This is a genomic window from Microbulbifer mixtoriginis (SeqCode) (genome assembly GCF_052466695.1).
Genome location: NZ_CP174285.1, coordinates 2,613,361 through 2,627,536, shown reverse-complemented (window position 1 = coordinate 2,627,536; position 14,176 = coordinate 2,613,361). Strand labels below are relative to the sequence as shown.

Genomic DNA, 14,176 nt, shown 5'->3' with positions numbered 1-14,176 from the left:
TAATAACTGTAATTTTCTTATGCTGTAGGAAGATCATCTGCAGCCTATAAAAGCTCATTCGTAACATTCTATCCCGTATCGCTCGGCGTACCTTTACAAGCCTGTATTACATACATCTTTCGACTGATCAATTAGGGATGCTTCTCCAAGAATTATGCAAATGCTTTTCGAGAGCGTCCGGCTTTCTCAGGCTGTAAATTTGATATTGTTCCTTCTTGATCAGTTGGTAGTAACTCATCAGTGTCCTTCGCTTGATCGGGTGAGATGTAAGCTCTAACAGATGAGCCTCCTCTAACTAATTACACTATTTATCCGAAACGAAGTTAATTGGTGATGGTAAATAAAGAGCTTTTGATTTGTTGAGTTGGTTTACAGATAATTTTTACTGAATTTTGATAAAACTGACCTGGGGCCAGCTTTAACTTCTTTAAGTAAAATGTTTACGGGAAGGTAAAAATATTACCGTTGCCGATCTGGTGAACTTCCATTACGCTGCCATTATTTGCCTGTACCACAGATATTAAGTTGAAATTTCCAGTCTGTGTTGCTCTAAATGCGTTGGAATCGCCGCTCTGGGTTATAAGATAAGTATTCATGTTGCCGCCTGACTGGGTAATAGTAGAAATATTCATATCACCTGATTGGACAGTTACAGAAAAATTATCGATCGATAGTTGTTCAACAATCAGGAAGTTGCTATTTCCCGACTGATTGACAAAAGCTATATTATTCTCCCACGTCTGTAAAATTTCACTAGTGTTGTTATCACCTGACTGTGCGACGCTAAATTGGTTTCCCCGCCCTCTCTGTTGTGAGAGAGACATATTATTTGATCCGCCTACTTGCGAGATGGATAAGCTATGCAAGCTACCATCTTGATCGGCAACGATAGTGTTGAAATCACCATTTACTTGCAAGGTCGTAAGAGTATTCTCGCCAATATCTCCTCCTACCTGGTTGAAAAAAGCAGTGTTAGAAGTGCCATTAAACTGATTTACTAAGGCAAAATTGTGACCGCTATCTTGATTTACCGTAGCAGAACTTGAGGTGACGTTACTCTGGTGTATAACTGCAATTTGTGCCACGGGGCCGCTTTGATGGATGGTGGAACCTGAATCAAGTGTTGAAATTTGAACAGAAGTGGCTTCGTGATTGTTGCCCACTTGATCAATAAGGGAAAATGAGTTCGATGTATTTTTTTGTTGTGATTCAGCTTTATTCATATCACCAGATTGAGTGTGGCTAATCGCGCTAGAGTTGGTGTTGTTAATTTGCTCAGGATAGGACTCATTAAAGTCTCCAACCTGATTGATAATGATAGTGCCGTCGATTACAGAGGCATCTTGAACTGGTGCCGCCAGGTTTCCAACACCATTCTGATTTAGAATGACGGTATTGGCTATGCTGTTACTCGCAGCAAGAGCTATGGTTATTCCTGCAAAAATGGGGTTGTAAATATTCATTAGTCACTCCTTTATGATATCGTCCCTAGCTTGAAAAATATTTGCCTTAGGGATGATATCTAAACAGCATCGAAAACTTTCGTAAAAGTTGCTGTCCTTAGCGTAGGAGAGATTACTCAAGGTTTTCTATGGATATAAAGAAGAAGGTAATCCTCTTTAAATCATTAATAGTTACATATACCTTATGAATATCCGTATTCCATTAGTCTAATTTTGGAAGAGTAGTGCTTATTCACAATGAGAGATTAATCTCATTCATCTAAGAAGAAAGTTTATATTCTACTACCGTTGGTATTTAAGTACTTTATAACTTACAAGCAGAGAATTATCGGGCCGGTCTACGAATAGCAAAGCGATAATCTAATATGCGTCTTTATCATTTGAGTGGGCTAGTGATGAAAAAGCTGGCCCATTAAGGCCAGCTCTATTGGATATTAGAAGATGATATTACTGGACCAGCATAAAGACATTGCCATCACCAATCTGGGTGGGTGCAAGCACATTGCCATCGGTTAGCTGTACTACTGAAATTAGGTTTGAGTTACCGATTTGAGTTGCATCAAAGAAGTTATTGCTTCCGCTTTGAGTAATGAAGGTTGTATTCATGTTGCCACCAAATTGAGAAATGGCGGATATGTTATTATCACCGGACTGAACGGTTGCAGCAAAGTTATCTATAGTCAGCTGTTCAGTGAAAGAGAAGTTATTATTTCCTGACTGATTTACAATAGCTATATTGTACTCCCAATCCTGCCAGATTACACTCGTGTTGCCATTGCCTGACTGTGCAGCGTTAATCTGGTTTCCTCTTCCCATTTGATCTGACAGGGAAGTATTGCCGGAGCCACCTACCTGTGAAACTAATGCACCATTTAAACCGCCATATTGAGTGGCATTTATGGTATTGAAGCTACCGAGACTCTGTATCGCAGTTACACCGTTACCGCCAACATTGCCACCGGTTTGAGTGACAGTAGTGCTATTAGCAACACCACCAAATTGGTTCACGGATGCAAAGTTAGGGCCTTTTTCCTGATTGACCGTTGCAAAGTTTCCAACCACGAGGGTCTGGTTAACAAATGCTTGTTGCGGTGCAAAGCCACTTTGAAAGATTGATGCACCAGAAAGACTAGAGGAGAGTTGGGTGGTGGTGGCTTCGTGATTGTTGTCCACTTGGTTAATAAGTGCAAATGAACCAGAGGTGTTATCCTGTTGCGACCATGCCTTATTCATATTGCCGACTTGGGTGTGGCTAATAAGACTGTTACTAGTATTATTTGTTTGCTCAGGATAAGATTCGTTAAAATCTCCAGTTTGATCAATGATAATAGTGCCATTGGTGACAGTCGCTTCTTGAACTGGCATGGCAATATTGCCTACACCATTCTGATTTAAAATCACAGTGTTGGCCATGGCGCCACTGGTGACAAGAGCCATTAATACGCCTGCTGCAATTGGGGAATATTTTTTCATTGGATGCTCCTTAGAGAAATTGGATTTAAATTCAAACTTATGCTGGAGAAAATATCAAAACAGCATCAAAAATAGGTGTGGAAATTTTTCCTGACAAAGGAAAAGCCTCTGAGGGGCTTACCTGGTTGGTCGGTGGGTAATCCTTTCCTTTTTTGAGTCTGGAAAAATTCATGTCACACTCATGTATATCAGCTTGATGCTGAGTAGAGTCTTGTATTGAAAAAGTAAAACAGCTATAGGATTTAAGTTTCGATAGTTTAGGAAGAAAGTGTGTTTTATGTTGAGGTGATGGCTTAAATGCCGATGCAGAGAGGGTTTTAGATTAGAGGTTATTTGGTTACTAAAAATGGTTGGATGGTTACTTCTTGATTTGCGCGCATTAGCTATAGGAGGTTTTTCTCAGTAGGTGCCAGCGATACCTGTTAAAAAGTCAGTTAAATTATCAATTTTTATGTGTGTCTATTTTATGAGGTGCTAAAATTATATCCGCAGGTAATTGAGCTTGTGATTAATTGCTTCCCCCCCTGTTGCGTTTTCTATTTTTGGGTATGTTGGTTAGGGTTGATGTCTGTGTATTGGGTGAATTTATTGTTTTTGGAGGTTGTATTTTTCTTTTTAATTGTTGTGGGTAAAGCCGCCCCGGCTTGGGTCGGCTTTGCTGTAAGTAAATCGGCTTGTATTATTGAGTAAGTATAAATACGTTGTTATCTCCAGTTTGCGTTGGCGAAAGCATATTGCCATCTGTAAGTTGTGTTACAGAAATATAGTTATAGTTTCCTGTTTGTGTAGCATTTAATATATTAGAGTTTCCCATCTGGGCTATATAAGTTTCATTTAAGTTTCCGCCTGATTGAGAAATGTTTGATATATTGTTGTTGCCACTCTGGTTGAGTGAAGTATGGTTATTCATGGTTAACTGTACAGTTGTAGCTATATTTCCGTTTCCTATTTGGATATGTTTTGCTTTATTGCCATCCGACAGCTGTGTTATTTCGCTTAAGTTGTTTTCGCCGCCATTATGCGTAACCTCAGCATCGTTATTTCTGCCTTCCTGGTGAGAAATAGATTTATCACCGGATGAAAATATCTGCGAAACGGCAGTCAGATTAGAGCTGCCTCTTTGAGTTGCCTCTATAGAGTTAAAGTTAACTGCTGACTGAAACGCGGCTAAAGTATTATTCCCAGAACCCCATCCTTCTTGGCTGATGGTGATAGAGTTTGCGTTAAAACCTAATTGGTTAACCGTAGCTTGGTTAGAGCCTCCTTTTTGGGCAACTACTGCAGTACTTCTTGAAGCTCCCATTTGAAAAATTAGTGCATATTGAGCCCCGAAACCACTTTGAGTAATTTCGGTAGATGAACTGATGTTTAGTTGTTGAAAGCTTTCGGCATAATGATTGTCCCCTGACTGGGTAATAATAGAATCATTAAAGAGATTTGTGCCTTGAAGTGATATCGCAGTATTGTTGTTGCCGCGCTGTGTCTGTTTGATCGAGATATCGCCCATATTTCTTGCTTGTATGATGTCTACGTAGTTATTGTCACCAATTTGAATTTGTTTGACATGACTATTTGAATCTTCTGGATTTTCTAGGATGCCCATGGACATATTTCCAATACCATTCTGGAAAAGGACGTAGGTGTTAGCTATGGCTTCACTGGCAACGATTGCCACAATTACGCCAGCAGCAATGGAGATATACCTGTTCATCAATTACTCCTTAGGGACGTTAGGTTGAACCAGAAATATTTTCCAATAAATATGTCGCTTCATAAATGTCGAATACGGCTAGTGCTTTGCAGGAAACAAAACTTAGTTGTCATTAAGTTGATGGTTTCTCGGTCGTTTAGGATAGTATTCCAGTTTAATCTATATAGAATATTGTCCTTGCCCAAATAGATGTGAGTGAACAAAGCTGACCCGATTTGGGTCAGCATTGCTGCAAGTAATTAGGCTTGTATTATTGAACAAGCATAAATACGTTGTTATCTCCAATTTGTGTTGGCGAAATCATGTTGCCATCTGTAAGTTGTGTTACAGAAATATAGTTATAGTTTCCTGTTTGTGTAGCATTGAATATATTAGAGTTCCCCATCTGGCCTATATAAGTTTCATTTAAGTTTCCGCCTGATTGAGAAATGTTTGATATATTGTTGTTGCCACTCTGGTTGAGTGAGGTATGGTTATTCATGGTTAATTGTATAGTTGTAGCTATATTTCCGTTTCCTGTTTGGATATGTTTAACTTTATTGCCATCCGACAGCTGTGTTATTTCGCTTAAATTGTTTTCACCGCCAACATGCGAAACCTCAGCATCATTATTTCTGCCTTCTTGGTGGGAAATAGATTTATCACCGGATGAAAATATCTGTGAAACGGCAGTCAGATTAGAGCTACCTCTTTGAGTTGCTTCTATAGAGTTGAAGTTAACTGCTGATTGAAACGCGGCTAAAGTATTATTCCCAGAACCCCATCCTTCTTGGCTGATGGTGATAGAGTTTGCGTTAAAACCTAATTGATTAACCGTGGCTTGGTTAGAGCCTCCTTTTTGGGTTACTACTGAAGTACTTCTCGAGGCTCCAAATTGAAAAATAAATGTATCTTGATTTCCAAAACCGCTTTGAGTAATTTCAGTGGATGAGCTAACGACTTGTCGTTGTACGCTTTCAGCGAAATGATTATCACCTATCTGGGTAATAACAGAATCAACAAAGGAGATTATGAGTTGAACTGATCTTGCAGAATTGTGGTTGCCAAGTTGTGTCTGTTTAATCGATAAGTTGTTCATGCTTCTATCTTGTGCGGTAAATGCGGAATTATTATCTCCAATTTGAGCTTGTCTAAGATAGCCGTCTGCTTCTGGAGTATTTCTATTGAGAGCCGTGGACATATTTCCAGTGCCATTCTGGAAAATTATGTAGGTGTCGGCTATGGCTTCACTAGCACCGATTGCCACAATTACGCCAGCAGCAATGGGGATATACCTGTTCATCAGTTACTCCTTGGGGGCGTTAGGTTGGGCCAGAAATATTTTCCAATAAATATGTCGCTTCATAAATGTCGAATACCGGCTAGTGCTTTGCAGGAAACAAAACTTAGTTGTCATTAAGTTGATGGTTTTTCAGTCGTTTAGGATAGTATTCCAGTTTAATCTATTAGGATATTGTCCTTGCCCAAATAGATGTGAGTGAACAAAGCTGACCCGATTTGGGTCAGCATTGCTGCAAGTAATTAGGCTTGTATTATTGAACAAGCATAAATACGTTGTTATCACCAATTTGTGTTGGCGAAATCATGTTGCCATTTGATAATTGTGTTACAGATATATAGTTAGAATTTCCTATCTGTGTCGCATCAAACATATTTGAGTTTCCGATCTGGCTTATATATGTTTGATTAAAGTTTCCGCCAGATTGAGATATATATGATATGTTATCGTTGCCAGGTTGATATACTTCAGCCAAATTCTCAATAGTTAGCTGTTCAGTCATAGCCACGTTTCCATTGCCTGACTGATAGTGAATGGCTAAATTACCCTCCCAGAGTTGTGTGATATCACTTAAGTTGTTGTCTCCTGGCTGAGTGACATAAACTTCGTTGCTTCTACCTTCCTGATAAGAGAGCGAAATATTGCCAAAACCAAATGCCTGTGAAACGATGGCTTCATTAAAGCCACCCCTTTGCGAAGCATCTATAGAGTTAAAATCACCATTTTCCTGTAGCGCAGATATTACGTTATTTCCAAAGAAACCCCCTTCCTGAGTGGTGGTGACAGAGTTTTCGTTACTGCTCAACTGGTTGACTGTAGCTTGGTTGGGACCACCTTCCTGGGTGATAATTACAGTGCTTCCTGAAACCGAATTTTGATAAACCTGAGCATGTTGAGGCCCAAAACCACTTTGGGTAATTCCTATTCCTGAAAAGTCGGTATTTAATTGCTTGGTATGGGCATAATGGTTGTCATCACCCTGAGTAACTCTAACATTTGTGGAGGAAGCATTGTTTTGGATTGATTCTACAGTGTTATTGTTGCCTAGTTGCCCTTGCTCGATCCTACTATCTTGAGTATTGTTCTCTTGTTCCGCAGTTGCGTAGTTGTGGTTACCTATTTGAGCCTGAAAAATAACACTGTCGGTTACGCTAGGGTCACTTTGGTCACCGGTAGCCATATTCCCAGCGCCATTTTGTATGAGGATGTAGGTGTTGTTCGCGGCTATGACTCCACTGGTCGCGATAGCCATAATTACGCCAGTGGCAATGGGTGTATACCTGTTCATCAGTTACTCCTTAGATAAATCAGGTTTAGTTGAAGATATTTTTCCAGCTAAAAATACTACAGTATAAAATACTCTTGCGGGCGAGATTTTTCTTACAAAAAAAAGTTGATGGTGTTTAATTGAAAATAATTAATACAGGAAGTGCTCCAATTTATGAATTTCTTTGGTCAGCATGTCGCTTTGTGAATATCGAATACCGGTTAGAACGTTGAGAAAATAAAACCTAGTTGTCATTAAGTTGATATCTTCTCTGCTGTTTTGGATAGTATTTCAACTTCACATATTGTGGCGTTATCTTTGTCTGGCTAATTGTGAGTGAGCAATGCTGACCCGATTTGGGTCAGCATTGCTACAAGTAATTATGCTTGTATTATTGAACAAGCATAAATACGTTGTTATCTCCAATTTGTGTTGGTGAAAGCACGTTGCCATCGGACAATTGAGTTACAGAAATGTAATTAGAATTTCCTATCTGTGTTGCATCAAACATATTAGAGTTTCCGATCTGGCTTATATATGTTTGGTTAAAGTTTCCGCCTGACTGTGAAATAGTTGATATATTTTCGTTGCCAGGTTGATATACTTCAGCATAGTTCTCAATAGTTAACTGTTCAGTGGTAGCCACATTTCCATTACCTGATTGATAGTGTACAGCTACATTGCCCTCCCAAAGTTGCGTAATATCACTTAAGTTACCGTCACCTGGCTGTGTGACGTAGACTTGGTTACTTCTACCATCCTGATAGGAGAGCGAAATATTACCAAAACCAGATTTTTGTGAGACAATAGCTTCATTAAAGCCACCCCTTTGCTCAGCTTCTATAGAATTAAAATCACCATTTTCCTGTAGAGCAGAGAATACGTTGTTTCCAAAGGTACCCCCTACCTGAGTGGCGGTAACAGAGTTTGCGTTGCTGCTCAGCTGGTTGACTGTAGCGTGGTTAGGTCCACCTTCCTGGGTAACAACTACAGTACTTCCTGAAACAGCGTGTTGATAAACCTGCGCATGTTGAGCCCCAAAACCACTTTGGGTAATTTCGGCAGATGAACTGATAGCATTTTGTTGGTGTGTGTAGGCATGATGGTTATCATCGGCCTGAGTAATAACGGCATCAGTAAAAGAAGCATTGTTTTGATATGATTCAGCTGTATTGTTGTTGCCGAGTTGTGCTTGTTCGATCGAACTGTCATTTGTATTATTTTCTTGTTCGGCATTTACGTAGTTGTTGTCACCTATTTGAACTTGGCTAATAAGGCTGTCTGTTACAGTTGGATCACTTTGGTCACCTGTGGCCATGTTTCCAGCACCGTTCTGGAAAAGAATGTAGGTGTTGGCCATGGCTCCACTGGTTGCGATAGCCATAATTACGCCAGCGGCAATTGGGGTATACCTGTTCATCAGTTACTCCTTAGAGAAATCAGGTTTAGCTAAAAAGCTTTGTTTGCCAGAGAAAATATCAATACAGCATCAAAAATATTTTTGAGTTAACTCTTCCTGGGTAGAGGAAAAATCCAAGAGTGTTTAATCGAAGTAATCAATTGGGGAAGAGTTTCCCACTATGAAATTGTTTAATAGACATGGCACCCTCGTGAATATCAACTTGATGCTGATTAGAGTGTTGTAGGAAAAAAATGATGCAGCCATGGGAGATTAGTTTTAATAAACTAGGAAAAAAGTGTGCTCTTTTTGGGGGCGGCTAATTGAGTGACAACTTAACCGAGGGGAATTTGTATGGTGCTAAAATTGATTTAGTCTGACGTCGATTTAACTTAATTAAATTGTTGCTTTGTAGGTTCTGGAAGTTTTTTCAATTAGATAGAAAAAAGGCGGCCAAATAGCGGCCGCCAAAGGATATTCTCTCTCTAAGGAACTACAGTAAGAGCTACTGTAGAATGAAGCCGACGTTAAAGGCTCCAGCTTGATTTGCTACGGCTGTTTCATTTAACCCAAACTGGATTGTGGTATGAACGTTCGCGAGCCCAAGCTGCGAGGTCGCGGCATCATGACCTATACCTGTTTGCGTGATGGTAGATACGTTAAGAATCCCAGCTTGAGCGGAGAATGCATCGTTGAAGGCACCAACTTGAGCATGTGCAGAGAAGTTACCAAAACCAGCCTGAAGCATCAGTGAGTCGTTACCTAAGCCTGCTTGAAGAACGAGAGCATTATTTAGGATCCCGGCTTGTGAAGAGTTTGAACTATTCAGTAAACCTGTTTGCGCATGGGTAGCAATGTTAAGAGTGCCAAGTTGATTAGCAACCGCGGTATTTCCAGCAGCAAAAACCTGGGCAATATTAGCAATGTTAAGAGTGCCAGCCTGATTGGCAACCGCGGTATTTCCAGCGCTAAGAATTTGAGTTACTGTTGCAAAGTTTGCAGTGCCTAATTGGTTAATGGCTGCAAGATCCAGGGTTGATGCAGCTTGAGTTACCAAGCCAAAGTTAACATCTCCAGCTTGATTAATTAGTGCCGCTGATGCAAAGGCAGGTGCGGACTGATCTGTAATGCCGACATTTCCGTCACCTACTTGGGTAATAGAAGCGGCATTCAAAGATCCACCACTTTGTATGGAATCGGCACTGTTCAGGTTGCCGGTTTGAAAGTGGTTGATAACATTGGTGTCACTGCCGAGAGTTTGCAGTGCGTTAGAGTCATTGAAGTTGCCAACTTGAGTTTGAATGACCAGATTATTATCGTTACCTGGACCTACCTGGGTAGATGTAGCCACGTTACCAATACCAGCTTGGTTTTGTAAGGTGGTGTTACCGGCCGCAAAAACACTGCCACTTGTAGCGATAAGAATTGCAGCTGCGATTGGTGTTAACGCCTTCATGCGATACTCCTTTACTCTTGACGTTTTGATCCAGCACGCACTGTGCTGAAATTACTGACATCATCCAGATGTCATGGATTCACAATGCAGGATTCCTTAATTCCTGGAATAGCTACATCGTTGAATTCTGGCTGAATAAAATAATCAGCGATTAATACTTCAAATTGCTAAATTACTTGATTGGCTTAACTACTCTTGTGCCTATGGGGAGGTAAGGTGTCTCCCAGATACTACATTGGGGACCACTCTTGAGAGAGGGCCAGCTTGGCTTTGAGAAATTGATCTCTAAACAACCTAATGTCTGCATGACAAAATGTCCAAGAGGTGTAAAACAACATTTGATCAGATATGTAATGAGTTTTGTCTGTAAAGCGAAGATACGCTATAGGACATAAGTCACTAATAGATAGGAATATAGTTCTTTTGTTATGGCTTGATTTTTAATGTGTGATTTAGCCTTCAAAAAAATCAGGTTTCATAGGGGGATGATCTGCTCAAATGGTTACTACTTTAGTTTTTACGCAGATAGATGGTTCTGGATCACAGGGTTGAAGAATATGGCAAAAAAAGGCTTTTTTCTTCAGATTTATTTTTGTCGTTAAGATGTTTTAATAGGGGTCGGTCAGGCTGGTAACTCTGATATTTATTTGAAGTGTTAGATTTAAGGGGGGCAGAAGTGCGTAATTTCAGTCAAATTGGCGGATAGAAGTAGTGGTCGCAGTGCCTATTACCGTTACAGAGGTGTGTAATCCATGACCACTTTGATAGATATTAACTTTGTGTAGCATACCAATCTCTTCCACATGTGCACTGTTTTGTGTGCCAAATTGGGAGATACCTGCAGAGTTACCTGCACCATATTGCTCAATATTAATTAGATTTTCATAGCCAACCTGGATCAATCCGCTCAGGTTTTGTTCCCCTATTTGACGTGAAAGTACAATGTTATTTTCACCTGCCTGTGTTACAGAAAGACTGTTTCTATTACCATCTTGATGAGCAGAAGTATAATTAGTTCGACCCGATTGCCGCACGTTAACATTGTTCACGCCACCTTCTTGGTTGATTACTGTGAGATTGGAGACTGATAGAAGATTAGCTGCGCTCAATTCGCTGCTTAAGGCGAGTTCACTGCTGGCATCCAAATCAGAAGCGGTACAACTTTTTGTATATCCCCCGGTACACAACCCGATGAGTATTGGAAGGGATAAGAGGTGATTTTTCTGACTGCCAAGCATAACTTACTCTACCTCGTTGTGCTGCCTGATCCCATTACACTGTCACATAATAACGGTGCTGTCGTTTAAATAGTATTGCAGTATGGGATTGTTAATTTCATCGGGATTCGCCAAGGCCCAGGAATTGTGCACAATCCCTTCACTGATCAAGTGAATTACTGCAGATTCCATGGCTGAAAGCATAGCAAGTTGTGCTGGCTCGTTATATGTTACCCCGGCTTCCATTTCCAGTAAGCGCCGGAATTTAACATAACGAAATACATCGGCACTGATTGCTTTGGAGTAAACAGTTTTTGATGTCAATACAGAATGTAATATTCTGCCTGAGCGTATATCAATTGCTCTTAGATTGACTGTCACCTGGTCGACACGATATTGCTCATTGGCACCGATACCAAAGTATCTTGCTCCGGCACCACCGGTTTGAATATTTTGATCGTAGGCGACAATCCCTCCCTCTAAAAGCACATTGGCGGCAATTAGAGTTGGCAGAGGAATATTGTTGTTGACCGGGGCATCGGGTTTAGTAAGCCCGGCGCGTATGATTTTTCGCTCGGTCAAGAGGTTTTGTAAACCTTCCCGCTCCAATGCAATAAACCATCCAGATTCATTGAGTACATCGGTCAACATAGCGGCTCCACCCTGAGTGACCGCAGTGGAGAAGCTGCTATTTGGTGCTGGTTTGTATTGTCCGGTTTGGTCGCGGAAACTGTATACCGCAGCCAATATCTTCCCCTTAGGTTCAGGAAGATTCACCAAGTCCCGATAGGTGTTCATTCGTGGAGTCAGCATGGCATCAGTTCGCCCTGGTCCAAATAGGGCATCACCGAGGCTTTTAAATGCTGAGCATCCACCTAGTGTGAGAGTAAACGCCAGTGCGGGCAAGGCTAGGGCTTTTTTTATTGCATTGCGCATTGCCAGTTTTCCTTCCGTGTTGATTCTTATCTAATTCGTAGGGTTGAGCCCACTGACAACGATCTCACTTTTATCTCCTGTACTTCTGTCGGTGATTAGTACGGTAAGAACTCCATCGTTATCGACGATCTGTACGATAAAATCGTCGGTGATCAATTCGCCACTATTACCGTCGCCGACATCTGTTAGTAGTTGATTGAGAAGTCTTGTTTCCAGTGAGTCAGTGAAGCGATCCAGAGCGCTTGGTTGTTCGTAGAGACTGTTATGCTTGTCGGGGTCTTCATGGCTATCCTGAGATTGCGCGTTTTGCAGCAGGTAGGTCCCATTTAGAGGATTACCACCAAAATTCGGGTTCACTGGCTCATAAATTAATTCGGTCGCGATCACAGAGCCACACGAGAATAGGGTGGCTGCCAGGCTAGCTGGATAAATAAGGTAATTTTTGTTCATTAGAATTCGTCCTTTCCCAAATCAAAATTATCTATTAGGGCACTGCTCACGCGATCCTTTAAGACCGCTTGATGAATATATTGGGCTGCTTCGTCTGCAAGGCGATGAATATTGTTGGTACTTGGGCTGATAAAGCGTCGAAATACAATTTTGTCGTTGTAGGTAACCCATATTAAGTTTCCCCAGCGAGCTGAAGGGCGTTCGTAAACTGTTAAATTGTAAGTGGCATCTGGGTAATTCAGATTTCTGTATTCACTAAGGTATCTGGCAAAGTCGTGGCCTGTTCGAGTAATTGTTCTGTCGATATTAAACCCGCTGATTTCATCCTCTAACCTTCCTGAGTCCGTGTCTGCAGGAGGAACTCTGGTGTCATTTTGAGCAAACCCTGCAGTTGTGAAGAGAATGAAAATCAGCGGGGTTAATCTCATATTCTCTCTTCCTGGAGATTGAGTTTTGCCCAGTTGCTAGCTTGTAAGCGATTCTTCACGCCGATTTTCCGAAAAATGTTATACATGTGATTTTTAACGGTGTGTTCGCTCAGGTGTAGCTTCGTAGCGATGACACTATTGGGTTCTCCCGTTGTTAGCTGCCCTAGGATTTCCTGCTCTCTTCGTGTGAGAGGAAGAGGGGACTGCGAACTATCAGCGTGACTGCTTTCACAGCTGTGAATAGCTGTGTTGAGTCTTTGAATTAGCTTTTCCTGGCTGATGTTATTGTCACACAACAAATAAAAGCCACTTTGCCGCAGCTTTTCTGAGATGTGGGTTGGGAGGTCGGCAGGAAAGTTAATGAGAATTGCTTTTGGGTGTCTGATTTTTTTTAAATCAGAAAGAAAATCCTTAGAGTAGCTGTTGATGCCAACCTGCCAGCAATCAATGATTATCGCCTCGTAGTGTTGTAGACAGTGCCTTTGTTTTCCTATACAGGCTTTCTCCCATGGCATGGGAATAGACTGAGAAAACAGTGAAAATAAAAGATCGCCCTGAAGGCCGGAATTGCTAAAAAAAAGAACCGGCATATACCTCGTACCTCTCCTTGAAACAAATGGAATCCTCTCAATTTGAAGAGCGGAATCCGTTGTCGACTCCTGTCGTTTAAGTTTCCTGGTTGATCTTTGAAGACCTCAAAAAAATATTTCTGTTAACGCTAAGTACCTCTTTGTTTAGGGAAAATAACTCATTTCGTGAGAATTTAGTTTGGAGTGTAGTCGTGGGTGTGAGGTGTTCTGGAAAATATGATGCCTGTTTTTATTTCACGGTAAGGGAGCAGTGAATGATGTCGTCAGTAAATTTTATTGGTTGAATTTTATGTGATTGATTAAGTTTTTCTTTTTGTTTGTGAGTTTGTCTCTATTTTGAATGGGAAAGTTGGCTGGGGTTGCTGGTTAGGAATAGTCGGTTGGGTGCGAGCGTTGATTTCTAAGATTCTTTCTTTCTAAAGCTTGCTTTTGAATATATGGAAAAATTTAACTCTGAAGTTAAAACATACGTATGAGGGTAGTTACTTAGTGATTGTTTTTTAAGTG

The 14,176-nt window shown here is 40.9% G+C and carries 12 protein-coding genes; all 12 read right to left on the bottom strand.

Annotated elements, in window-relative coordinates; genetic code table 11:
* Window positions 1-440 precede the first annotated feature (440 nt).
* The 12 genes from ACJJI0_RS11565 to ACJJI0_RS11510 all read right to left on the bottom strand — a co-directional run bounded on the left by ACJJI0_RS11565 (window position 441) and on the right by ACJJI0_RS11510 (window position 13,669).
* A complete protein-coding gene (locus ACJJI0_RS11565; RefSeq protein ID WP_444882685.1) occupies window positions 441-1,463 on the bottom strand; it encodes a hypothetical protein in 1,023 nt (340 codons plus the stop codon).
* Window positions 1,464-1,910: 447 nt separating this feature from the next.
* Window positions 1,911-2,936 (bottom strand): hypothetical protein, encoded by a 1,026-nt coding sequence (locus tag ACJJI0_RS11560; protein ID WP_444882684.1) that lies wholly within the window; start codon window positions 2,934-2,936, stop codon window positions 1,911-1,913.
* 679 nt (window positions 2,937-3,615) lie between these two features.
* The gene (locus ACJJI0_RS11555; protein WP_444882683.1) at window positions 3,616-4,647 is read right to left on the bottom strand and encodes a hypothetical protein; all 1,032 of its coding nucleotides are present in this window, start codon (window positions 4,645-4,647) and stop codon (window positions 3,616-3,618) included.
* 250 nt (window positions 4,648-4,897) lie between these two features.
* A complete protein-coding gene (locus tag ACJJI0_RS11550; RefSeq protein ID WP_444882682.1) occupies window positions 4,898-5,929 on the bottom strand; it encodes a hypothetical protein in 1,032 nt (343 codons plus the stop codon).
* Between the two features lie 250 nt (window positions 5,930-6,179).
* Window positions 6,180-7,214: a hypothetical protein gene (locus ACJJI0_RS11545; RefSeq protein ID WP_444882681.1), complete on the bottom strand. Its 1,035-nt coding sequence runs from the start codon at window positions 7,212-7,214 to the stop codon at window positions 6,180-6,182.
* Window positions 7,215-7,584: 370 nt separating this feature from the next.
* A complete protein-coding gene (locus ACJJI0_RS11540) occupies window positions 7,585-8,613 on the bottom strand; it encodes a hypothetical protein (protein ID WP_444882680.1) in 1,029 nt (342 codons plus the stop codon).
* Between the two features lie 484 nt (window positions 8,614-9,097).
* The gene (locus ACJJI0_RS11535; RefSeq protein ID WP_444882679.1) at window positions 9,098-10,048 is read right to left on the bottom strand and encodes a hypothetical protein; all 951 of its coding nucleotides are present in this window, start codon (window positions 10,046-10,048) and stop codon (window positions 9,098-9,100) included.
* A 686-nt stretch (window positions 10,049-10,734) separates the two neighbouring features.
* Entirely contained in the window at window positions 10,735-11,286 is a 552-nt protein-coding gene (locus ACJJI0_RS11530) for a hypothetical protein (RefSeq protein WP_444882678.1), read from the bottom strand.
* A 42-nt stretch (window positions 11,287-11,328) separates the two neighbouring features.
* A complete protein-coding gene (locus ACJJI0_RS11525) occupies window positions 11,329-12,201 on the bottom strand; it encodes a CsgG/HfaB family protein (protein ID WP_444882677.1) in 873 nt (290 codons plus the stop codon).
* 30 nt (window positions 12,202-12,231) lie between these two features.
* Window positions 12,232-12,651 (bottom strand): curli assembly protein CsgF, encoded by a 420-nt coding sequence (locus tag ACJJI0_RS11520; RefSeq protein ID WP_444882676.1) that lies wholly within the window; start codon window positions 12,649-12,651, stop codon window positions 12,232-12,234.
* Window positions 12,651-13,079 (bottom strand): CsgE family curli-type amyloid fiber assembly protein, encoded by a 429-nt coding sequence (locus ACJJI0_RS11515; protein ID WP_444882675.1) that lies wholly within the window; start codon window positions 13,077-13,079, stop codon window positions 12,651-12,653. Before ACJJI0_RS11515 ends, ACJJI0_RS11520 begins: the two co-directional genes overlap by 1 nt.
* Window positions 13,076-13,669, bottom strand: coding sequence for a helix-turn-helix transcriptional regulator (locus tag ACJJI0_RS11510; protein WP_444882674.1), 594 nt, complete (start codon window positions 13,667-13,669; stop codon window positions 13,076-13,078). Before ACJJI0_RS11510 ends, ACJJI0_RS11515 begins: the two co-directional genes overlap by 4 nt.
* Window positions 13,670-14,176 lie beyond the last annotated feature (507 nt).